We start from the raw sequence: 20,087 nt of genomic DNA, 5'->3' as shown, positions 1-20,087 counted from the left end.
AACGATGGAGCCGAACCATGAGCTATCACCTGATCATCGGCGACAAGCTGTATTCCTCCTGGTCGCTGCGTGGCGCCCTGGCCCTCGAGCTGGCTGGCGTGCCTTACGAAGAAACACTGATCAAACTCAACCAGCCTGACACCCGTCAGCGCATCCTCGCCTTCTCTGCCACCGGCAAGGTACCGCTGCTCAAGACCGAGCACGGTGTCATCGCCGACTCGCTGGCCATTGCCGAATACCTCAACGAACGCCACCCCGACGCCCAGCTGTGGCCTGCCGACGTGGCGGCCCGGGCCCAGGCCCGTTCGGCCTGCGCGCAGATGCACAGCGGCTTCTTCGCCCTGCGCGGTGCCATGCCGTTCGACCTGTCGCGCGACCAGGCGCTGGACAGCGTGCCGCTGGAGGTTCAAATCGATATCGACCGTATCGTTGCACTGTGGTCCGAATGCCGCCTGGTGGCCAAGGACAGCGGCCCGTTCCTGTTCGGCAAGCCGAGCCTGGCCGATGCCTTCTTCGCCCCGGTGGCCGTACGCCTGCGCACCTACCGCGTGGAAGTGCCTGCGGAGGCGGCGGCCTATATCGAAACCATTTACCAGTGGCCGGCCTTCCAGGCCTGGCAGCAGGCTGGCCTGGCGGAGCGTGAAGGGTGAAACGGATTCATGTTGTAGCCGCTGTCATTCGTGGTACTGACGGCCGCATTCTGATCGCACGGCGTGCCGATACCCAGCACCAGGGCGGCCTGTGGGAATTCCCGGGCGGCAAGGTGGAAGAGGGTGAGGGCGTCGAGGCGGCGCTGGCCCGCGAGCTGCGCGAGGAGCTGGGCATCGAGGTAAGCCGTTCGCGCGCACTGATCAAGGTCAGCCACGACTACCCGGACAAACAGGTGCTGCTGGACGTGCGCGAAGTCGAGGCGTTCACCGGCGAGCCGCATGGCGCCGAGGGTCAGCCGCTGGAATGGGTTGCCCCACGTGATTTGCCCCAGTACGAATTCCCCGAGGCCAATAAACCGATCGTTGCAGCCGCGCGCCTGCCGGACCAGTACCTGATCACCCCCGATGGCCTGGAAGTGCCGCAGATGCTCAAGGGCATCCAGAAGGCGGTGGCCAGCGGCATTCGCCTGATCCAGTTGCGTGCCCCGGACATGTACGACCCCAAGTACCGCGATGTGGCGGTGGATGCGGTCGGCCTGTGCGCGGGCAAGGCGCAGTTGATGCTCAAGGGGCCGCTGGAGTGGCTGGGTGACTTCCCAGCCGCAGGTTGGCACCTGACGGCTGCACAGCTGCGCAAGTATGCCGCCAACGGCCGGCCGTTCCCCAAGGAGCGCTGGCTGGCGGCGTCCTGCCACAGCGCCGAAGAGCTGGCGCTTGCGGAGCAGATGGGCGTGGACTTCGTCACCTTGTCGCCGGTGCAGGCAACCCTGACACACCCTGAGGCGGTGCCGCTGGGGTGGGACGAGGCACAGCGGTTGATTGCCGGGTTCAACAGGCCGGTCTACCTGCTGGGTGGGGTAGGGCCGGGTGAGCGCGAGCAGGCCTGGGAAGCGGGGGCACAGGGTGTGGCCGGGATCCGGGCGTTCTGGCCTGAGATCTGAGTCGCCTGTAATTGGGGCCGCTTTGCGGCCCATCGCGACACAAGGCCGCTCCTACAAAGGAATCGCGTAATCCTGAATGAATCGCGAACCCCCTGTAGGAGCGGCCTTGTGTCGCGACGGGCTGCAAAGCAGCCCCAGAAATATCAGCCTTTTGGTTTCTCAGCAGGCTGCCACAAAACCTCAGCCACCCCCTGCCGCCGCCCAATGATCCGCGCCGCCACGAACAGCAGATCCGAAAGCCGGTTGATATACGCCAACCCAACCCCCGCCAACGGCTCCAGCGCATTCAGCTGCTGGCACCGCCGCTCCGCACTGCGCGCCAGGCTCCTGCACACATGCGCCTGTGCCACCAGCGCCGAGCCACTGGGCAAGATGAAGTTCTTCAACGGCCCCAGCTCTTCATTCCACACATCGATCGCCGCCTCCAGCCGTTCCACTTCCGCCAGGTTCAACGCCTGATAACTGGGCATCGCCAACTCACCGCCCAGGTCGAACAGGCGGTGCTGACACGGCGCCAACACCGCGCTCACTTCATCCAACCCTTGTTCGGCCAGCCCCGCCAGCAGCAAACCCAGTTGGCTGTTCAGGCTGTCCACCTCGCCAATCGCTTCGATCCGTGGGTGGTCCTTGGGCACCCGGCGTCCGTCGCCCAGGCCGGTTTCGCCTTTGTCGCCGGTGCGGGTGTAGATCTTCGACAGGCGGTAGCCCATGTCATTTCTCCGTTTTGGCCGGCGCCACCGCTGCCGGCTGGCCGAGGGGCAGGCGCAGGGTGAAGCAGGTACCCTGGCCGGGCGTGGATTGCACTTCCATCTGCCCCTTGTGGTTGTTGGTGATGATGAAGTACGAGACCGACAGGCCCAGCCCGGTGCCCTGGCCGATTTCCTTGGTGGTGAAGAACGGCTCGAAGGTGCGTTTGCGCACCCCCTCGGGCATGCCGACGCCGTTGTCCTCGACCTGGATTTCCGCCCATGGCGGGCTCAAGCGGGTGCGCAGGGTGATGCGCCCGGGCTCGCTCGGCTGCGGCCGTTGGTGGATGGCCTGGGCGGCGTTTTTCAGCAGGTTCAGCAGCACCTGTTCCAATTCGTTGGCCGTGCACGGCACCTGCCCCAGTTCGGGGTCGAACTGGCGCACGATGGCCTGGCCCTTGAAGTCGAAGCCGATGGCCAGGTCGAAGTCGTTGCCGGCAATCTCCACCGCCTGATCGATCAGCGCCGGCAGGTCGCACGGCGCCAACTGGCGGTTGCTGCGGCGGCTGAAACTGAGCATGTGGGTGACGATCTTCGCCGCCCGCGCACCGGCCTGCTGGATGCCGTCGAGCAATAGCGGCACTTCGCGGCTCTCCAGGTAACGGTTGACCGTGGGCAGGTCGATGCCCAGTTCCTCGGCCTGCTCCTGGTTGCGCGGCAACTCGGGTGACAGGCGCCGGCGGATGTTCTGCACGTTATGCAGGATCGCGCCTAGCGGGTTGTTGATCTCGTGGGCCATGCCGGCGGCCAGGCCGCCGACCGAAAGCATCTTCTCCGATTGCACCATCATTTCCTCCAGCGACAGGCGCTGGGTGATGTCGTCGATACGGATGACCACGCCACGGCCGCCGCCACCGGTCAGCGGGTAGAAGGTCAGGGCGTAGTGGCGCAGGTCGTCGCCCTTGGGCCAGGTGACCCGCTCGATCTTCGCCACCCGGTGCTTTTCCACGGTTTCCTTCAGCTGTGGCAGGAACGGCTTGAGCGGTTCGAAGGCGATGAAGATCGGCTGGTTCAGCGCTTCGTCCAGTGGCGTGCCGGAAAGCACCGTGGCTTCGTGATTCCACTGGGTCACGTAGAGCTGTTCGTCGAGGGCGATCAGCGCCGAAGGCATCGAGTCGATGATGCTGTTGAGGTAGTTCTGGAAACCGGTGAGCTTCTTCTCGATCTTGCTGCGCACCTGGACTTCCAGTTCCAGCTTGCGGTTGGTATGGCGGGTTTCCTCGGCCAGCCCCTGGGCCTGGTCATAGGCCTCCTGGAACTCGTCGCGGGTGCGCTTGAGCTGCTGTTCGCGGGCCTCGATGCGCGAAAGCATGGTGTTGAATGCTTCGGCCAGGCTGCCGATTTCGTCGTCGTTGCCGCGATGCGCACGCAGGGCATAGCTTTCTTCGCGGGTGACCTGGCGGCTGAGTTCTTCGAGCTGGTTGATCGGCTGGGTGATCAGGCGCTTGATCTGCCGGGCGATGACGATCCACAGCAGGATGCTGAACACCAGGATGCCCAGGCTGGCGCTGAGGGTGCCGGTGTAGAAAGCCGTGGGCAGTTCGCTGCTGGCCACCAGCAGCAGGTGCGCGGGCGGGTTGGCGTCGCGTGGCATGCGGATCAGCTGGGTGCTGCGAAACTCCATCAGGCGCCAGCCGTCGATGTCGCGAAAACGCCTGGGCAACGCCAGCGGCTCGCCGTGCTGCAGTTGCGCCAGTATGCGGCCATCGCCACCGTAGACAGCGGCGGCGCGCAGCGGCGTGTAGCTGTCCAGTTCCTTGAGCAGGGCGCTGGCGGTGTCCGGGCTGTCGCCGGCGCGGGCCGCCAGTTGCGGGTTGGCCACCAGCCGGCCGATGGTGTGCAGCGCCTGTGGCGCCATGCTTTCCTGGGTGATCCAGTAGGCGGCGCTGATGAAGGTGAGGTTGGCCACCAGCAGGATGGTCACCAGCAACACCAGCAGGGCCGCCAGCAGCTTCTGCCCGACCGGGAGGTTTTCCAGGCGTTGGCGCAAGGTCATGGGCTAGGCAATGTCCATATCCGGTTGAAAGGGGCGCGTCAGTCGCAGGGCAAACCACGCACGCGCAAATTATCGACCAGGCGCTGCCGCAGGTGTTCCAGCTGTGGCAGCTGCAGGCCATGACGGCCAGCGACGCGGCAGGCGTGGCCAAGCAGGTAGTGCACCTCGGTGCGCCGGCCAGCGCGTACATCCTGGTACATGGAAGAGTAGTTGGCTGCGGTGGCGAGGATCACCCGCTGTACTTCTTCGTCCAGCCCGTTTGCCGCTTCTGGCTGACCACAGTGGCGCAGCAGCTGGGCCAGCTCGATGCACAGGGCGTCCACTTCGCCCAGGTGCCCCAGCAGCCCGCCGTTCTGGCAGTCGTGCAGCACGGTCAGCGGGTTGATGGCGCAATTGAGCGCCAGCTTGCGCCACAGGCGGGTGAGGATATCCACCGTCCACTCGGCGGGGATGCCGGCCTCGTGCAGGTCATCGAACCAGGTCGGGATCGTCGGGTTGCGTGGGTCGCCCAGCCAGTTGAAGCCGTGGCCGGCAAAGCGTACCTGCCAGTCACCCTCGCGGAACGCCCCTTCGGTACTGGAGGCGAAGATGCAGCGCGCGTGGGCCACCAGGTCGGCGACTTCGTCCTGGCTGCCCAGGCCGTTCTGCAGCAGCACCACTTCGGCGCCCTCGGCCAGGCGCGCTGCCACGCCGGCCATGGCCGGGGCAGCGTCGTAGGCCTTGCAGGCCACCAGCAGACGGTGGATCGGGCCGTGTGCCTGCGCGGTTTCGGCGGGGATGGCGTAGTGGCGGGGCTGGTCCTGTTCGACCAGGATAAGGCCGCCGGCCTGCTGGTAGGCCTGCAGCCGTTGCCCGTCACGCAGGATCAGGCGTACTGCCTTGCCCGCGCGCGCCAGGCGGCAAGCCCACAGGCTGCCCAGGCTACCGGCGCCGAGAATATGCCAGGTGCTGCTCATATGCGTTTCGCAACCCGTTATAATGAGCCCGCATTTTAACCGTCAAACCCAGCGCGCTCCATCTTCAGCCTGAGCGCGCTTTTATTTTGGGAGAACAACCATGCCTTCGTTCGACGTGGTATCGGAACTGGACAAGCACGAAGTGCAGAACGCGGTCGACAACGCCATCAAGGACCTGGACCGCCGCTACGACCTCAAGGGCAAGGGTACCTTCGAGTTCAAGGACAAAGAGCAGACCGTGATGCTCACCGCCGAGGAAGAGTTCCAGCTCGAAGCGATGCTGGAAATCCTGCGCCTGGCGCTGGTCAAGCGCAAGATCGACGTGAAGTGCCTGGAAACCAAGGACCCGTACGCCTCGGGCAAGGAAAAGAAACAGGAAGCCAAGTTCCGCGAAGGCATCGACAAGGACCTGGCGAAGAAGATCGTCGCCACCATCAAGGATGGCAAGCTGAAAGTGCAGGCCGCCATCCAGGGCGAACAGGTACGCGTTACCGGTAAAAAGCGTGACGACCTGCAGGAAGCCATTGCCCTGCTGCGTACCAAGGAATTCGACATGCCGTTGCAGTTCAACAACTTCCGCGACTGATGTGGGCACCACCCGGAACCCAGATGGCGAAATGATGTCCATGGGGGCCGGGGCTGCGCAATCGCGCGCGGCCTGTTCTACCGTGTACTTGCCGCTCGGCATCAGGAGATGAATATGGATTTGAACGCTGAAGTCGATCAGCTGGTCCGCCAATCCCAGACCTGGATTCCCTTGATCATGGAATACGGCAGCCGTGTGCTGCTGGCGCTGCTGACCCTGGCGGTCGGCTGGTGGATCATCAACAAGGTCAGCGCCCGCCTGGGCAGGCTGGTTGGCCTGCGCAACGCCGACCTGGCGCTGCAGGGCTTCATCAGCACCCTGTCGAATATCGTGCTGAAGGTGCTGCTGTTCGTCAGCGTGGCATCGATGATCGGTATCGAGACCACCTCGTTCGTTGCCGCCATCGGTGCCGCGGGCCTGGCCATCGGCCTGGCCTTGCAGGGCAGCCTGGCGAACTTCGCCGGCGGTGTGCTGATCCTGATGTTCCGCCCGTTCCGCATCGGTGACTGGATCGAGGCGCAAGGCGTGGCTGGCACCGTCGACAGCATCCAGATCTTCCACACCGTGCTGCGCACCGGTGACAACAAGACTGTGATCATGCCCAACGGCAGCCTGTCCAACGGCATCATCACCAACACCAACCGCCAGCCGACGCGCAAGGTGGTGTTCGATGTGGGCGTGGACTACGACGCCGACCTGCAGAAGGCCCGCAACGTGCTGCTGGAGCTGGCGCAGGACCCGCGTGTGCTGCCCGACCCGGCGCCGCAGGCGGTGGTCGCGACCCTGGGCGACAGCTCGATCACCGTGTCGTTGCGCTTGTGGACCAAGACTGCCGATTACTGGGATGTGATGTTCATGCTCAACGAGCATGCGCGCGACCGGTTGAAGGCTGAAGGGATCGACATTCCGTTCCCGCAGCGGGTGATTCGCGTGGTGCAGGAGACTGCAGCGCAGTAATACCGCGTTGTCATCGGTTGGGGCCGCTTCGCGCCCCTTCGCGACACAAGGCCGCTCCTACAGGGAATCGCGTAACCCTCGTAGGAGCGGCCTTGTGTCGCGATGGGGCGCGAAGCGGCCCCGGCTTTTTACACTTGTTCACAGCAATACCCCGCCATTTCTGGCATATAGCCTGACCCCACCTGCCACACCCGATACGCCATCATGAAACCACTGCTGTACATCACCCCCCTGCGCGCCTTGCTGTTCGGCCTGACCCTGGCGCTGTTCGAGCTGCTCACCTACCTGGCCAGCGACGCCGTCATGCCGGCCATGCCGGTGGTGGTCGGCGACCTGAACGCCAGCCCCGAATACATTCCCCACGCCCTCAACCTGTACCTGCTGGGTGGCGTGGTGCTGCAATGGCTGATCGGCCCGCTGGCCGACCGCTATGGCCGGCGCCCGTTGCTGCTGATTGGCTGCGCGTTCTTCGGCCTGGCCTGCCTGGCCACCTTCTGGGTCCACGACATCGGCCTGTTCAACTTGCTGCGCCTGCTGCAGGGCATCGGCCTGGGCTTTGTGGTCACGGTCAGCTACCCGGCCCTGAACGAAGCCTTCAGCGAAGCGGACGCCGTGCGCATGATGGCCCTGCTGGCCAACATCGCCTTGCTCTCGCCACTGCTCGGGCCGCTGGTGGGTACCTTGCTGCTGCAGTGGCTGGACTGGCGCTGGCTGTTCGTGGCCTTTGCCATCGGCGCGGTTCTGGCCTGGCTGCTGCTGCACCGGCTGATGCCGGAAACCCTTGGCGTGGAACGCCGTGATGGCTCGCGCCTGGCATTCACGCCGATCCACCTGCTGCCGCTGCTGGCCGGTTACGGCCAGTTGCTGGCCAACCGCCGCTTTGTCGCAGGTAGCGCGGCCCTGGGCCTGGTCGGTCTGCCGCTGATTGGCTGGATCGGCCTGTCGCCGGTGCTGCTGATCCACGACGAGGGGCTGAGCACCATGGAGTACGCCTTGTGGCAGTTGCCGGTGTTTGGCGGGCTGATCCTGGGCAACCTGATCATCAACCGCATCGCCGATCGCTATCCGCTGCCGGCGCTGGTGCGGGGTGCGTTGTGGCCATACCTGGCCGGCCTGTGCCTGATGGTGCTGGCGACCTGGTACTGGCCGAGCGTGACCAGCGTGGTGGCGGGCATGTCGCTGTACGCACTGGGGTTGGGCGTGGCCAACGCGGTGCTGTATCGCATGACGCTGTTCGCCAGCGAGCAGAGCAAGGGCCTGGTCTCGGCCATGCTGGGGATGATCACCATCGCCTTGCTGGGGTTGGGTGGGGCGGTGCTGGCGATGATTGGCGCCGGGGCCAGCTTGCTGCACTTTGCCCTGGCGGCGGGTGTGGCGGGGGCCTTGGCGCTGTGGCCGCTGTGGTTTGTGGTGGGTGGAAGGCCTGGTGAGGGGGCTGTTGCTCAGTAAACTTTATTGCCTGTACCGGCCTCTTCGCGGATAAACCCGCTCCCACAGGTACAGCACTGCCCTCGAGAGCTGTGCAGTCCCTGTGGGAGCGGGTTTACCCGCGAAGAGGCCAGTACAGGCAATACAAACCTGTCAGGGCCGCTCGGCCGCCGAACCTTCCTCTGCCACCGGTTTGCCCGGCCCGGCCTCCTGGCGCCACTGCAGGGCAATCAGGATCAAGGTCGGCACGCCTAGCAGGGCAGTGATCAGGAAGAAGTCGTGGTAACCGAACTTCTCCACCATCACCCCCGAATAACCCCCGATCAGCCTTGGCAACAGCAGCATGATCGAACTGAGCAACGCGTACTGGGTAGCAGAGAACTTCAGGTTGGTCAGGCTCGACAGGTAGGCGACGAAGGCCGAGGTGGCCATGCCGGAGCTGAAGTTGTCCAGCGAGATGGTCACCACCAGCATCTGCAGGTTCGGGCCCATGTCGGCCAGCATCAGGAACAGGATGTTGGTGCCCGCCGAGGCCACACCGCCGATGAACAGGATCGGCATGATGCCGAAGCGCACGATCAGCAGGCCACCAACCCCGGCGCCGACCAGGGTCATGATCAGGCCGAAGATCTTGCTGACGCTGGCGATCTGGTCCTTGGTGAAGCCCATGTCGATGTAGAACACGTTGGCCATCACGCCCATCACCGTGTCCGACATGCGATAGGTGGCGATCAGGCCGAGCAGCAGCAGGGCCTGCCAGCGGTAGCGGGCGATGAAGTCGTTGACCGGGGTCAGCACCGGGGCCAGGCCGCGACGACCCAGGCTCGACAGGCACGCCCAGGTCAGCAGCACGTAGAGGATCAGGCGCAGGAAGGCGCGGTCTTCCAGCAGCAGGTCCAGTGGCGTGGCATCACCGGAGATGACGCTGGACCAGCCGGTATTGAACATCTGGGTGAAGCTCGCCGGTACCGAAACCAGCAGGATGATCAATACGAACACCGAGGCCAGCTGGTGCACCAGCCCATAGCGCGCTGCCGACAGCTGGGTACGCATGGGTACGGGCGGTTCGCGCATGATCAGGGTGGTGAACACGGCGGGCAGCATCATCACCGCGAACATGACGTAGGTGCCGGCCCAGGCCTTGTGCAGGTAGCTGAAACCGGTGGAGCCGAACCACTCGGCGAAGAACAGTGCGCCAGCCGTGGCCAGCAGGGCCGCCACGCGGTAGCCGGCCATGTAGCTGGCAGCGAGCGCAGCCTGGCGCTGGTCGTCGGCGATTTCCAGGCGGTAGGCATCGACGGCGATGTCCTGGGTAGCGGAGGCGAAGGCCACCAGCACCGCCAGGGCGATCAGCCATGAAAGGTGCTGCTGCGGATCGCACAGGCTCATGCCGACCAGCCCGACCACCACCAGCGCCTGCGACAGCAGCAGCCACGAACGCCGACGCCCCAGGCTGCCGAGCAGTGGCAGGCGCCATTGGTCGAGCAGCGGCGACCACACCCACTTGAAGGCGTAGGCCAGGCCGATCAGGCTGGCGTAGCCAATGGTCTCGCGGGCCACGCCGGCTTCGCGCAACCACACCGAAAGGGTGGAGAACACCAGCATGTAAGGCAGACCGGCAGCGAAGCCGAGCAGCAAAAGTACCAAGGTTGACGGGCTGGCATAGGCAGCAAGCGCAGCGCGCCAGGTTTTACGGGGCATGGGCCAACATCTGCCTCAAGTTTGCGAAAACAAAGCGCGCACTCTAACCGCTGTGCTCCATCGGGCGCCAGCCATGGCGCGTCATATCCACACGATTGTTGGTTACATTCACACCCTCCGCACGCAGTCGCGCCCGTTGTTCATCCCCAGACGGGGTACCCAGTGCCAGGCTCAGCCGGCCACCTGCGCCAAGCACCCGGTGCCAGGGCAGGCGAGTGTCCGCGGGCAGTTGCCCGAGGGTACGCCCGACCCAGCGTGCCGCCCGCCCAAGCCCCGCCAGTTCGGCCAACTGGCCATAGCTGACCACCTTGCCGGCCGGCACTTGGCCGAGTACCGAATACAGCGCCGTTCGTCGGCCCTCGGCGGAGTCCAGGGCGTGCTCATATCCGTCAGACATCAGGCCCCCACTGGGCTGCAGATGAAACCGGACCGGCGGTCTGGCAAATGAGAGTTGAACTCAACGGCATGCTCCCGGTCTTTCCTTGCTCTGGTCGTGGTTATCTGGATAATGCCCGGCTTTTTTCGTCAAATCGAACCCGTAGTCCGCAAATCATAGCCCGCTTATGTATTCTAGATCCTTGTTGTGCCTGCTTGCTGCTTCCCTGTGCGCCTCCCCGGTGTTCGCCGACACCGTGTGGATGAAGAACGGCGACCGGCTCAGCGGCAAGATCAAAGTCTTCGACGGCGGCAAGCTGCTGCTGGAAACCCCCTATGGCGGTTCCATCGCCCTGGACTGGAAAGAAGTCCAGACCCTGGAGAGCGACCAGGAGATGCTGGTCAAGCAGGATGCCTACAGCGGTGAGCGCGCCAAGTCGCTGAAGGCCGCCGAGCCCGGCAAGGTGACCTTGGCCAATGGCGAGGCGCCAAAGACCGTGGAGCTGGCCAGCATCGAGCAGATCATGAAGCCCAAGCCGCTGGTCGAGGACTTCGTGTGGAAGGGCAACGTCGACGTGGCGCTGGACTACAAGCGCGCCGAGAACGACACCGACGACTACGACATCGGCTTCAAGACCAGCGCCCGCCATGGCCGCTGGCGGCACAACGCCGAAGGCGAATACAACCGCGAGACCAAGGACGACGTCACCACCACCGACAACTGGAGTGCCGAGTACGCCCTGGACCGCTTCCTTACCGAGAAGTGGTTCTGGCAGGGGCGCGCAGAGTACAAGCGCGACCGCATCGAAGACCTCGCCCGCCAGCGCACCGTGGGTACCGGCCCGGGTTACCAGTTCTGGGACGACGAACTGGGCGCATTCTCGCTGGGTTCGCTGATCAACCGTACCGACTTCGAATACCAGGATGGCGCCAAGGACAACTTCTATTCCGCGGCGGTGAAGTGGGACTACACCCGCTACCTGATTGGCAAGAACGTGCAGCTGTTCACCAACGGCGAGTTCGCCAAGCCGCTGGGTGGCGTGGCCGACTACGCGCTGGATGCCGAGATTGGCCTGCGCTACAAGGTCACCGAGTGGGCCTCGCTCAACCTCAAGGCGGAGAAGGACGTCATCACCGGTACGCGTGACAGTGACCTGGACAAGACCCGCTATACCGCAGGCTTCGGCGTTACCTGGTAAATCTTTGCGGCCCATCGCGACACAGGATGTACGCGATCCCTTGTAGGAGCGGCCTTGTGTCGCGATGGGCTGCAAAGCAGCCCCATTGGCACTGGATCTGATAATGCTTATCTTGTCCCATCCAGCCCGATATCAGGAGCCGCCCCCAAGTGAGTACCAATGCCATCCGCCCCGCCCGGGAGCTGCTGCTCAAGGAATACCGCGGCGTGCTCTCGACCCATTCCAAGTCGATGCCCGGCTACCCGTTCGGCTCGGTCGTGCCGTACTGCCTGGACGCCCAGGGCAACCCGCTGATCCTCATCAGCCGCATCGCCCAGCACACCCACAACCTGCAGAAAGACCCCAAGTGCTCGCTGCTGGTGGGCGAACGCGAAGCCGAGGACGTGCAGGCCGTGGGGCGCCTGACGGTGATGGCCGAGGCGCACAAGCTGGTGGAGGAGGCCGCCATCGAGGCCGCCGCCGAGCGCTACTACCGTTATTTCCCGGACGCGGCCAACTACCACAAGGCCCACGACTTCGACTTCTGGGTGCTGCAGCCGGTGCGCCACCGCTACATCGGCGGCTTCGGCGCGATCCACTGGCTTGACCAGGTAACCCTGGCCAACCCGTTCGCCGGTAAAGCCGAGGCAAGCATGGTCGAGCACATGAACAACGACCACGCCAACGCCATCGCCCACTATGTGCAACTGACCGAGCTGCCAAACCATGCGCCAGCGCAGATGGTCGGGGTAGACAGCGAAGGCATGCACCTGCGTATCGGCCAGGCGGTGCACTGGTTGCCTTTCCCAAGTACTTGCAACACGCCGACACAAGTCCGCGAAGCCCTGGTTTTGCTGGCACGCGCCGACCAGTGGCCGGTTGCGACGGAAGTCGAGGGTTGAAAAGCCGAGCGCCCGCATCCATTTGTTGGTCTTACAGGAAGGGTCTCTTCCGACGAGGAATGCTTTGATGCGTGCTTTTCTACTGTTGTTTCTACTGTTTCCCGTGCTGGAGCTGTTCGTCTTCGTGAAGGTCAGTGCCGCCATCGGTTTCTTCCCGGCGCTGCTGCTGATCATCGCCGGCTCCGCCCTGGGTGTGCTGGTGATGCGCGTGGCCGGTCTGGCCACCGCACTGCGCGCCCGTGAAAGCCTGCAGCGTGGCGAACTGCCCGCCGAGGACATGTTCCAGGGCATGATGCTGGCCGTTGGTGGTGGCCTGCTGTTGCTGCCAGGTTTCATCAGCGACGTGCTGGGCTTGCTCTGCCTGCTGCCATTCACCCGTCACCTGGCCGCGCGCAAGATGCGCGAGCGTGCCGAGGCCCAGGCCATGCGCCAGCGCGCCTTCCAGGACGACCCGTTCCAGGCCCGGCCGCAGGATGGCGGGCATCGGCCGAATGTGATCGAAGGCGAGTACGAGCGCCGCGACAAGTAATAGCCGGGGGCCGCTTCGCGGCCCTTTCGCGACACAAGGCCGCTCCTACAGAGTACGCGAACCCCTGTAGGAGCGGCCTTGTGTCGCGATAGGGCTGCGAAGCGGCCCCAAGCTTTTCAGGCTAATGAAAAATTTTCTGAAACAAGCCTTGTAATTGAATATGGCGGCCTCATGTATGTGGTCACCGCAAGGTTTCTGGTGGCGACACCAGACATTACACAGGTGCTTCGCCCATTGCGGATCACCCCCGGCAACGCCGGACTGCATCAAACCGCCGGTGTCGACACCGGCCGATGAAAACCACTATTTGGGAGAGATCGACAATGAAGCTTCGTCCTCTGCATGACCGCGTCGTTATCCGTCGCAGCGAAGAAGAATCGAAAACCGCTGGCGGTATCGTCCTGCCGGGTTCGGCCGCTGAAAAACCAAACCGCGGCGAAGTCGTCGCCGTCGGCACCGGTCGCATCCTGGACAACGGCGAAGTTCGCGCGCTGGCCGTGAAAGTGGGTGACAAAGTGGTTTTCGGCCCTTACTCGGGCAGCAACACCGTGAAAGTCGATGGCGAAGACCTGCTGGTCATGGCCGAGAACGAAATCCTCGCCGTTATCGAAGGCTGATTTCCCCGACTTCCCGTTACTCCAAAGAATTCCAAGGATTAAACGATCATGGCTGCTAAAGACGTAAAATTCGGCGACTCCGCTCGTAAGAAAATGCTGGTTGGTGTCAACGTTCTGGCTGACGCGGTAAAAGCGACCCTGGGCCCGAAAGGCCGTAACGTGGTGCTGGCCAAGAGCTTCGGCGCGCCGACCATCACCAAGGACGGCGTTTCCGTCGCCAAAGAAATCGAGCTGAAAGACGCCTTCGAGAACATGGGCGCCCAGCTGGTCAAGGAAGTTGCTTCCAAGGCCAACGACGCTGCCGGTGACGGCACCACCACCGCTACCGTCCTGGCTCAGGCCATCGTCAACGAAGGCTTGAAAGCCGTCGCTGCCGGCATGAACCCGATGGACCTGAAGCGCGGCATCGACAAGGCCACCGCTGCCGTCGTCGCCGAGCTGAAGAACCTGTCCAAGCCATGCGCCGACTCCAAGGCCATCGCTCAGGTAGGTACCATCTCCGCCAACTCCGACAACTCCATCGGTGAAATCATCGCCGAAGCCATGGAAAAAGTCGGTAAAGAAGGCGTGATCACCGTTGAAGAAGGCTCGGGCCTGGAAAACGAACTGTCTGTCGTGGAAGGCATGCAGTTCGACCGTGGCTACCTGTCGCCGTACTTCGTCAACAAGCCGGACACCATGGTTGCCGAGCTGGAAGGCCCGCTGCTGCTGCTGGTCGACAAGAAGATCTCCAACATCCGTGAGCTGCTGCCAGTTCTGGAAGCCGTTGCCAAGGCCGGCCGCCCACTGCTGATCGTTGCCGAAGACGTTGAAGGCGAAGCCCTGGCTACCCTGGTAGTCAACAACATGCGCGGCATCGTCAAGGTTGCTGCGGTCAAGGCTCCGGGCTTCGGCGACCGCCGCAAGGCCATGCTGCAGGACATCGCCGTCCTGACTGGCGGCCAGGTCATCTCCGAAGAAATCGGCCTGTCCCTGGAAACCGCTACCCTGGAGCACCTGGGTAACGCCAAGCGCGTCATCCTGTCCAAGGAAAACACCACCATCATCGACGGCGCTGGCGCCGACACCGAGATCGAAGCACGCGTCAAGCAGATCCGTGCCCAGATCGAAGAGACTTCCTCGGACTACGACCGTGAGAAGCTGCAAGAGCGTCTGGCCAAGCTGGCTGGCGGTGTTGCCGTGATCAAGGTCGGTGCCGGCACCGAAGTTGAAATGAAAGAGAAGAAAGCCCGCGTTGAAGACGCCCTGCACGCTACCCGTGCAGCCGTTGAAGAAGGCGTGGTGCCTGGCGGTGGTGTGGCCCTGGTTCGCTCCCTGGCTGCCATTGCCGACCTCAAAGGCGACAACGAAGACCAGAACGTCGGTATCGCCCTGCTGCGTCGCGCCGTTGAAGCGCCGCTGCGCCAGATCACTGCCAACGCCGGCGACGAGCCAAGCGTTGTCGCTGACAAGGTCAAGCAAGGTTCGGGTAACTTCGGTTACAACGCTGCTACTGGCGAATACGGCGACATGATCGAGATGGGCATCCTGGACCCAGCCAAGGTCACCCGTTCGGCGCTGCAAGCTGCTGCTTCGATCGGCGGTCTGATGATCACCACCGAAGCCATGGTTGCCGACCTGCCAGAAGACAAGCCAGCTGCTGGCATGCCTGACATGGGCGGCATGGGTGGCATGGGCGGCATGATGTAAGCCAGTCTTACCCCCTGCACCATCAGAAAGCCCCGGTTCGCGAGAGTCGGGGCTTTTTTGTTTTCCTGTGAGGGCCATTGGGGCTGCTTTGCAGCCCATCGCGACACAAGGCCGCTCCTACAGGATTGCGCCAACACTGGGACTTGCGCTGTACCTGGAGCTGGCTTGCCGGCGAAAGGGCCGCAAAGCGGCCCCTGGGTCAGGCGACGCTACGCTCAGCGGCGGGTACCTCAGCCATTCCCCGACGATACAGAACCAGGTAATAGGACCCCAAGCCGATCAACCAGCAGAACACCGCCGTCCACACGTTGTGCGACAGGAAGTGCGCCCCCTGCATCATCCGCCCCAGCGACAGCACCGCCCCGGCGACGAAGGCCACCGCCAACGCGACCCGCGCCAGCCTCGGCTTGCGATCACGCAACATGAAGAACAGCCCGAACAGGCAGAACCCGGTGGCGGCATGCCCGCCCGGCCAGCACAGCCCGGGCTTGTCGGTCGCCGGCCGCGGCTCCAGCAGCTTGCTGTAGGTTTCCTTGCCGCCAAACTGGGTCAGGCTCCACGGGCATTGCACCTGAGTCACTTTCTTCAGCGGTGTGACAAACGCCGTGGACAGGCCCAGTGCCAGTACCAGGCAGCCCAGCTCACGGCGCCAGCCGAACAGGCGCTTCCAGAAGAAGCTGGCAGCAAAGGTCACCAGCGACATCACGCCCAGCAGGATCACCCCCTGTTTGACCCGGTCATGCAGGATGTTCTCCAGCAAATAGCTGTGGCGGCCGATGAATTGCCCGGCAGCAGGGTCGAAGAACAGGTTGGCAATGTCCATGTCGACCGAGGTCAGTTCCAGCAGGATCAGGCCAAGCGCGGTCGCCAGGGGTAGCCCAAGGTACAGCCAGAAATTGATCGGGCGAGGGCGGGTTGGTTGCTGCATGACGGCTCCAGGGCGCGAAAAAGATCGGGCATTGTCGGCCGCCCGCTATCCTGTGTCCGTGAAGGATCAGTGAAAAAACCGTCAAGTGCGCTGAATTTTCCCTGGGGCTGGCACCCTGCAGGCATAGGCCTTAAGCTGCGCCTGCCGCGCACCACAGCGAGAAGCGCCGCACAGGAGAAACCGATGCGCATTCTTTTGGTTGAAGACAACCGCGATATCCTGGCCAACCTGGCCGATTACCTGGGCATGAAGGGCTACACCGTCGACTGCGCCCAGGATGGCCTGTCCGGCCTGCACCTGGCAGCCACCGAGCACTACGACCTGATCGTGCTCGACATCATGTTGCCGGGCATCGACGGCTACACCCTGTGCAAGCGCCTGCGCGAAGACGCCCGCCGCGATACTCCGGTGATCATGCTCACCGCCCGCGACCAACTGGACGATCGCCTGCAAGGCTTCCGCTCCGGTGCCGACGATTACCTGCTCAAGCCCTTCGCCCTGTCGGAGCTGGCCGCTCGCATAGAGGCGGTGCTGCGCCGGGCCCAGGGTGGCGGGCGCCGCACCTTGCAGGTGGCCGACCTCAGCTATGACCTCGACACCCTCGAAGTCACCCGCCAGGGCCGCTTGCTCAAGCTCAACCCGGTCGGCCTCAAGCTGCTGGCGGTGCTGATGCAGAAGAGCCCGCACGTATTGCGTCGCGAAGTGCTGGAAGAAGCCCTGTGGGGCGATGACTGCCCTGACAGCGACAGCCTGCGCAGCCACGTGCACCAGCTGCGCCAGGTGATCGACAAGCCGTTTGAAAAACCGCTGCTGCATACCGTCCATGGCGTCGGCTATCGCCTCGCCGAGGGCCGTGATGGAGTTTAAGCAAAGCCTTGCCCAGCGCATCATCATCGCCTTTGCCCTGATGAGCGCGCTGGTGGCCGGGGCCTTCGCCTTCGGCATCGTCGGCACCGTGCACCTGGTCGAAGAGCGGCTGATTTCCTCGGTGCTGGGCGGTGACCTGCAACGCCTGCTGCGCATGGACAGCGTCAGCGACTGGAGCCACCGGCCACGTCCCGACCAGCTGTTCTACTTCAGCGGCGGGCGTGACGACTTCGAGCTGCCCAAGGACCTGCGCCACCTCGACCGCGGCTTCCACGAGGTATTCCGCGATCAGCTGTCGTACCACGCCATGGTCGAGATCGTCGATGGCCGCCGCTATGTGCTGCTGCAGGACCAGAGCGACTTCGAGGAACGCGAGCGCGTGCTGTTCGCGGTGGTGGTGGTGGGCTTCCTGCTCAGCCTGGTGCTGGCGGTCATCCTCGGCTGGCTGGTGGCGCGCCGAGTGATGGCGCCGGTGATCCGCCTGGCGCGCCAGGTACGCCACCGTGACCAGTTGCTGGGCCTGGCCCCGCCGCTGGCGCCGGACTATGCCGCGGACGAAGTCGGCCAGCTGGCGGTAGCCTTCGACGATACCCTGGGCCGCCTGCGCGATGCGCTGACCCGCGAACGGTTGTTCACCAGCGACGTCAGCCATGAACTGCGCACGCCCTTGATGGTGCTGGCCACCTCGTGCGAACTGCTGATGGAAAACCCGACGCTGGACGCCCGCTCGCGCAGCCAGGTGGAGCGCGTGGCGCGGGCCACGGAAGAAATGCGCGAACTGGTCAAGACCTTCCTGATGCTGGCCCGGGCACAGCGCGACGAGGGCGCCGTGGCTTCGCGGGCCACCCTGCGGGAAGTGGCGGACGAACTGGTCGGGGTCTGGCGCGACACCATCGAGCAAAAGGGCCTGGCCCTGTATTTCGATGGTCGCGTCAGTGCCAGCCCGGTGCTGTACAACGCCACCTTCCTGCAGTCGGTGATGGGCAACCTGCTGCGCAATGCCGCGCACTACACCGATAGCGGCTATATCCGGCTTAGCCTGGAAGCCAACGGCTTCAGCGTGGAGGACAGCGGCGTAGGTATCCCGGAGGAGCAGCGCGAGGCGATGTTCCGGCCGTTCGTGCGCGGCGACGAGCGGCGCGGCGAGGGCCTGGGCCTGGGCCTGTCGTTGGTACAGCGGATCTGCGACGACCAGGGCTGGCATGTCACCCTGACCTCGACCTTGCCGCACGGCTGCCGTTTCATGGTGGACCTGAGCAATACCGCGGCCAAGGGCGACCCGGAGGCTTTGGTCGAGTAATCTGTTGTAACAGGTCATTCGGCGCTCAACATATTTTTCACATCGGCATGACCTGATTCCTACGCTTGCTTACCTAATGTGGGTGGAATGGAGTCAGGAGATGCCCAATGCGTAGCCCCATCAAGCTTGAATTTTCCGAGAAGTACGACAAAGAACATGCGCGCGAGTACTTTCTCAAGCACCAGGATGGCCTGGCGCGACGCCTTTCCCACAAGCGTGATGAGCAACTGGCGCGTCGCGCCTTGGCATTGGCTGGTGAGCCTGGGCTAGTCCTCGACCTGCCATGCGGTGCCGGCCGCTTCTGGCCGTTGCTGGCAGAAAAGCCGAACCGAGTGATCATCGGCGCCGACAACTCCGAAGCGATGATCGAGACAGCCTGTACCGCGCAAGCGCCAGAGGTGGTGGCACGGGTACGGCCTTTGCAGACTTCGGCATTTGCCATCGACTTGCCGGACAACTCGGTGGACAGCATTTTCTGCATGCGTTTGTTCCACCACATTGGCGAAGCGGCGCACAGAAAGACCATTCTTTCGGAATTTCAACGGGTTAGCCGTGATAGTGTGATCCTGTCATTGTGGGTGGATGGTAACTTCAAGGCCTGGCGCCGGAAAAAACTGGAACAGCGTCGCAGCGCCAGGAAGGGCGACCAGGACAATTACCAGAACCGTTTTGTGTTACCGGCCGACACGGTCGAAGAAGAATTCCGAGCCGCCGGCTTCAGAATCCAGGAACGCCTCGACTTCCTGCCGTTCTATGCCATGTGGCGGGTATATGTATTGCGTAAGGGGTAGTGTTTGATGGCTGTAGCCCAGAGAGGGGAGTCGCGGTTCGATTTTTACTGGCGCCAGCAGGGCGAGTGGGTCGAGGAGCCTAACCAGCGCCGTGGTGGCGAGAGTGGTGTGCAACGCCTCGACGATGGCAATGGCAAGCTGCTGTATGCCAAGCGCCAGGTCGGGCATATCTACCGTAGCCTGCTGCACCCTTTCGGCCGGCCGACCGTATTGCGTGAACTCGATGCGTTGAACAGCTTCGAGCAACTGGGCGTGCGTGTACCGCGCATCGTCTTCTGTGGCGCCGAGCGGGGTGCCGACCAGCAGTGGCGTGCGCTGCTGGTGAGCGAAGCACTCGACGGCTTCGTCGAACTCGACACCTGGCATGCCGAAGGTGCCCGCGAGCGTTACCCGCAGGTGGTGCATGAGCGCATGCTCAAGGACCTGGCGGACAACCTGGCGCGCATGCACCTGGGGCACTGGCAGCACGGCTGCCTGTATGGCAAGCACGTGTTCATCAAGGTGATTGGCGAGGGCGAGCAGGCCCGGGTCGAGGTCGCCCTGCTGGACCTGGAAAAATGCCGGCGGCGCATCAGCTGCCAGCGCGCGGCGGGCAATGACCTGCGCCAGCTGCGCCGCCATTCGTCGATCAATGACGCGGAATGGCAAACACTGCTCTACTTTTACCAGATGGCGTTTGGCAGCGCTGTCAAAGGGTTAGGGCAATGAAACTAGAAATAGCTCGAGCTTTGTTCCTGGTAGCTGGCCTGGCGGTGACCACCGTGGCGGTGGCTGCGTGGGAAGAGCCGAGGCCGACAGTGTTCAGCAAGGCCGAACTGGCCGACCAGTGCGCGTTGCCGCGGGATGTGAAACCGCAGCAACAGGCCGAGGCCGCGCCGGATCAGGACCTGTTGCTGTTCCTGTTCGGCATGCGCCAGGGGTTGCGGCCGTTCGGTTGAACCCGGTGGTAG

At 63.7% G+C, this 20,087-nt stretch carries 21 protein-coding genes; 15 read left to right on the top strand and 6 right to left on the bottom strand.

Going from position 1 to position 20,087, the window contains the following annotated elements:
• Positions 1 to 17: 17 nt before the first annotated feature.
• Positions 18 to 650 carry a glutathione S-transferase family protein gene (locus CAG00_RS12640; protein ID WP_075046257.1) on the top strand — a complete coding sequence of 211 codons (633 nt, stop codon included), beginning with the start codon at positions 18 to 20 and terminating at the stop codon, positions 648 to 650.
• Positions 647 to 1,591 carry a Nudix family hydrolase gene (locus CAG00_RS12635; RefSeq protein WP_085664409.1) on the top strand — a complete coding sequence of 315 codons (945 nt, stop codon included), beginning with the start codon at positions 647 to 649 and terminating at the stop codon, positions 1,589 to 1,591. The genes CAG00_RS12640 and CAG00_RS12635 overlap by 4 nt, the downstream gene beginning before the upstream one ends.
• A 143-nt stretch (positions 1,592 to 1,734) precedes the next feature.
• Here CAG00_RS12635 and CAG00_RS12630 read toward each other — a convergent pair whose 3' ends face one another.
• The 3 genes from CAG00_RS12630 to CAG00_RS12620 are packed head-to-tail and all read right to left on the bottom strand — an operon-like array spanning position 1,735 to position 5,289.
• Entirely contained in the window at positions 1,735 to 2,301 is a 567-nt protein-coding gene (locus CAG00_RS12630; RefSeq protein WP_085626524.1) for a cob(I)yrinic acid a,c-diamide adenosyltransferase, read from the bottom strand.
• Position 2,302: 1 nt separating this feature from the next.
• Positions 2,303 to 4,333, bottom strand: a complete 2,031-nt coding sequence (locus CAG00_RS12625) for an ATP-binding protein (protein WP_085592119.1) — start codon at positions 4,331 to 4,333, stop codon at positions 2,303 to 2,305.
• Positions 4,334 to 4,371: 38 nt separating this feature from the next.
• Positions 4,372 to 5,289 (bottom strand): putative 2-dehydropantoate 2-reductase, encoded by a 918-nt coding sequence (locus tag CAG00_RS12620; RefSeq protein ID WP_085664408.1) that lies wholly within the window; start codon positions 5,287 to 5,289, stop codon positions 4,372 to 4,374.
• A 100-nt stretch (positions 5,290 to 5,389) separates the two neighbouring features.
• Here CAG00_RS12620 and CAG00_RS12615 point away from each other — a divergent pair, with 100 nt between their 5' ends.
• The 3 genes from CAG00_RS12615 (at position 5,390) to CAG00_RS12605 (ending at position 8,281) form a co-directional block, all read left to right on the top strand.
• Positions 5,390 to 5,875, top strand: coding sequence for a YajQ family cyclic di-GMP-binding protein (locus tag CAG00_RS12615; protein WP_016713577.1), 486 nt, complete (start codon positions 5,390 to 5,392; stop codon positions 5,873 to 5,875).
• Positions 5,876 to 5,989: 114 nt separating this feature from the next.
• Positions 5,990 to 6,832 (top strand): mechanosensitive ion channel family protein, encoded by an 843-nt coding sequence (locus CAG00_RS12610; protein WP_025340536.1) that lies wholly within the window; start codon positions 5,990 to 5,992, stop codon positions 6,830 to 6,832.
• 204 nt (positions 6,833 to 7,036) lie between these two features.
• Positions 7,037 to 8,281 carry an MFS transporter gene (locus CAG00_RS12605; RefSeq protein ID WP_025340535.1) on the top strand — a complete coding sequence of 415 codons (1,245 nt, stop codon included), beginning with the start codon at positions 7,037 to 7,039 and terminating at the stop codon, positions 8,279 to 8,281.
• A gap of 132 nt (positions 8,282 to 8,413) precedes the next feature.
• On the opposite strand, the gene CAG00_RS12595 is transcribed toward CAG00_RS12605, so the two are convergent.
• Positions 8,414 to 9,961, bottom strand: a complete 1,548-nt coding sequence (locus CAG00_RS12595) for an AmpG family muropeptide MFS transporter (RefSeq protein ID WP_025340534.1) — start codon at positions 9,959 to 9,961, stop codon at positions 8,414 to 8,416.
• A gap of 43 nt (positions 9,962 to 10,004) precedes the next feature.
• Positions 10,005 to 10,358, bottom strand: coding sequence for an MGMT family protein (locus CAG00_RS12590; protein WP_085592113.1), 354 nt, complete (start codon positions 10,356 to 10,358; stop codon positions 10,005 to 10,007).
• A gap of 166 nt (positions 10,359 to 10,524) precedes the next feature.
• On the opposite strand from CAG00_RS12590, the gene CAG00_RS12585 reads away from it, so the two are divergent.
• The 5 genes from CAG00_RS12585 (at position 10,525) to groL (ending at position 15,251) form a co-directional block, all read left to right on the top strand.
• Positions 10,525 to 11,535 (top strand): DUF481 domain-containing protein, encoded by a 1,011-nt coding sequence (locus CAG00_RS12585; RefSeq protein ID WP_085664406.1) that lies wholly within the window; start codon positions 10,525 to 10,527, stop codon positions 11,533 to 11,535.
• Between the two features lie 149 nt (positions 11,536 to 11,684).
• Complete coding sequence (locus CAG00_RS12580) at positions 11,685 to 12,416, top strand: HugZ family protein (protein ID WP_075046249.1); 732 nt, start codon at positions 11,685 to 11,687, stop codon at positions 12,414 to 12,416.
• Positions 12,417 to 12,483: 67 nt separating this feature from the next.
• The gene (locus CAG00_RS12575) at positions 12,484 to 12,945 is read left to right on the top strand and encodes an FxsA family protein (RefSeq protein WP_025340530.1); all 462 of its coding nucleotides are present in this window, start codon (positions 12,484 to 12,486) and stop codon (positions 12,943 to 12,945) included.
• Between the two features lie 323 nt (positions 12,946 to 13,268).
• Positions 13,269 to 13,562, top strand: coding sequence for a co-chaperone GroES (locus CAG00_RS12570; protein WP_003260750.1), 294 nt, complete (start codon positions 13,269 to 13,271; stop codon positions 13,560 to 13,562).
• A 48-nt stretch (positions 13,563 to 13,610) separates the two neighbouring features.
• Complete coding sequence (gene groL / locus CAG00_RS12565; RefSeq protein ID WP_085592107.1) at positions 13,611 to 15,251, top strand: chaperonin GroEL; 1,641 nt, start codon at positions 13,611 to 13,613, stop codon at positions 15,249 to 15,251.
• Between the two features lie 199 nt (positions 15,252 to 15,450).
• Here the strand turns inward: groL and CAG00_RS12560 are convergent, their stop codons facing one another.
• Positions 15,451 to 16,179, bottom strand: coding sequence for a phosphatase PAP2 family protein (locus CAG00_RS12560; RefSeq protein WP_085664405.1), 729 nt, complete (start codon positions 16,177 to 16,179; stop codon positions 15,451 to 15,453).
• A 183-nt stretch (positions 16,180 to 16,362) separates the two neighbouring features.
• Between CAG00_RS12560 and colR the strand changes: the two genes are divergently transcribed.
• The 5 genes from colR to CAG00_RS12535 all read left to right on the top strand — a co-directional run bounded on the left by colR (position 16,363) and on the right by CAG00_RS12535 (position 20,075).
• Positions 16,363 to 17,046: a two-component system response regulator ColR gene (colR, locus tag CAG00_RS12555; protein WP_003255215.1), complete on the top strand. Its 684-nt coding sequence runs from the start codon at positions 16,363 to 16,365 to the stop codon at positions 17,044 to 17,046.
• On the top strand, positions 17,036 to 18,346 hold the full coding sequence (locus CAG00_RS12550; protein ID WP_025340528.1) for a HAMP domain-containing sensor histidine kinase: 1,311 nt from the start codon (positions 17,036 to 17,038) through the stop codon (positions 18,344 to 18,346). The genes colR and CAG00_RS12550 overlap by 11 nt, the downstream gene beginning before the upstream one ends.
• Before the next feature lie 107 nt (positions 18,347 to 18,453).
• Complete coding sequence (locus CAG00_RS12545; protein ID WP_025340527.1) at positions 18,454 to 19,137, top strand: class I SAM-dependent methyltransferase; 684 nt, start codon at positions 18,454 to 18,456, stop codon at positions 19,135 to 19,137.
• 6 nt (positions 19,138 to 19,143) lie between these two features.
• Entirely contained in the window at positions 19,144 to 19,845 is a 702-nt protein-coding gene (locus CAG00_RS12540) for a lipopolysaccharide kinase InaA family protein (protein WP_025340526.1), read from the top strand.
• The gene (locus CAG00_RS12535) at positions 19,842 to 20,075 is read left to right on the top strand and encodes a hypothetical protein (RefSeq protein ID WP_025340525.1); all 234 of its coding nucleotides are present in this window, start codon (positions 19,842 to 19,844) and stop codon (positions 20,073 to 20,075) included. The genes CAG00_RS12540 and CAG00_RS12535 overlap by 4 nt, the downstream gene beginning before the upstream one ends.
• Positions 20,076 to 20,087: the final 12 nt, after the last annotated feature.

This window comes from Pseudomonas sp. B5(2017) (assembly GCF_002112825.1).
Classification (GTDB): domain Bacteria; phylum Pseudomonadota; class Gammaproteobacteria; order Pseudomonadales; family Pseudomonadaceae; genus Aquipseudomonas; species Aquipseudomonas putida_Z.
The sequence above is the reverse complement of the archived record's forward strand: the minus strand, read 5'-3'. Positions and strand labels throughout refer to the sequence as shown.

Excerpts from the sequence above, each read along its gene's own strand:
- CAG00_RS12640 (WP_075046257.1), top strand. The coding sequence starts at position 18 with ATGAGCTATCACCTGATCATCGGCGACAAGCTGTATTCCTCCTGGTCG.
- CAG00_RS12630 (WP_085626524.1), bottom strand. The coding sequence starts at position 2,301 with ATGGGCTACCGCCTGTCGAAGATCTACACCCGCACCGGCGACAAAGGC.
- CAG00_RS12625 (WP_085592119.1), bottom strand. The coding sequence starts at position 4,333 with ATGACCTTGCGCCAACGCCTGGAAAACCTCCCGGTCGGGCAGAAGCTG.
- CAG00_RS12620 (WP_085664408.1), bottom strand. The coding sequence starts at position 5,289 with ATGAGCAGCACCTGGCATATTCTCGGCGCCGGTAGCCTGGGCAGCCTG.
- CAG00_RS12615 (WP_016713577.1), top strand. The coding sequence starts at position 5,390 with ATGCCTTCGTTCGACGTGGTATCGGAACTGGACAAGCACGAAGTGCAG.
- CAG00_RS12610 (WP_025340536.1), top strand. The coding sequence starts at position 5,990 with ATGGATTTGAACGCTGAAGTCGATCAGCTGGTCCGCCAATCCCAGACC.
- CAG00_RS12605 (WP_025340535.1), top strand. The coding sequence starts at position 7,037 with ATGAAACCACTGCTGTACATCACCCCCCTGCGCGCCTTGCTGTTCGGC.
- CAG00_RS12595 (WP_025340534.1), bottom strand. The coding sequence starts at position 9,961 with ATGCCCCGTAAAACCTGGCGCGCTGCGCTTGCTGCCTATGCCAGCCCG.
- CAG00_RS12590 (WP_085592113.1), bottom strand. The coding sequence starts at position 10,358 with ATGTCTGACGGATATGAGCACGCCCTGGACTCCGCCGAGGGCCGACGA.
- CAG00_RS12585 (WP_085664406.1), top strand. The coding sequence starts at position 10,525 with ATGTATTCTAGATCCTTGTTGTGCCTGCTTGCTGCTTCCCTGTGCGCC.
- CAG00_RS12575 (WP_025340530.1), top strand. The coding sequence starts at position 12,484 with ATGCGTGCTTTTCTACTGTTGTTTCTACTGTTTCCCGTGCTGGAGCTG.
- CAG00_RS12570 (WP_003260750.1), top strand. The coding sequence starts at position 13,269 with ATGAAGCTTCGTCCTCTGCATGACCGCGTCGTTATCCGTCGCAGCGAA.
- groL (WP_085592107.1), top strand. The coding sequence starts at position 13,611 with ATGGCTGCTAAAGACGTAAAATTCGGCGACTCCGCTCGTAAGAAAATG.
- CAG00_RS12560 (WP_085664405.1), bottom strand. The coding sequence starts at position 16,179 with ATGCAGCAACCAACCCGCCCTCGCCCGATCAATTTCTGGCTGTACCTT.
- colR (WP_003255215.1), top strand. The coding sequence starts at position 16,363 with ATGCGCATTCTTTTGGTTGAAGACAACCGCGATATCCTGGCCAACCTG.
- CAG00_RS12550 (WP_025340528.1), top strand. The coding sequence starts at position 17,036 with ATGGAGTTTAAGCAAAGCCTTGCCCAGCGCATCATCATCGCCTTTGCC.
- CAG00_RS12545 (WP_025340527.1), top strand. The coding sequence starts at position 18,454 with ATGCGTAGCCCCATCAAGCTTGAATTTTCCGAGAAGTACGACAAAGAA.
- CAG00_RS12540 (WP_025340526.1), top strand. The coding sequence starts at position 19,144 with ATGGCTGTAGCCCAGAGAGGGGAGTCGCGGTTCGATTTTTACTGGCGC.
- CAG00_RS12535 (WP_025340525.1), top strand. The coding sequence starts at position 19,842 with ATGAAACTAGAAATAGCTCGAGCTTTGTTCCTGGTAGCTGGCCTGGCG.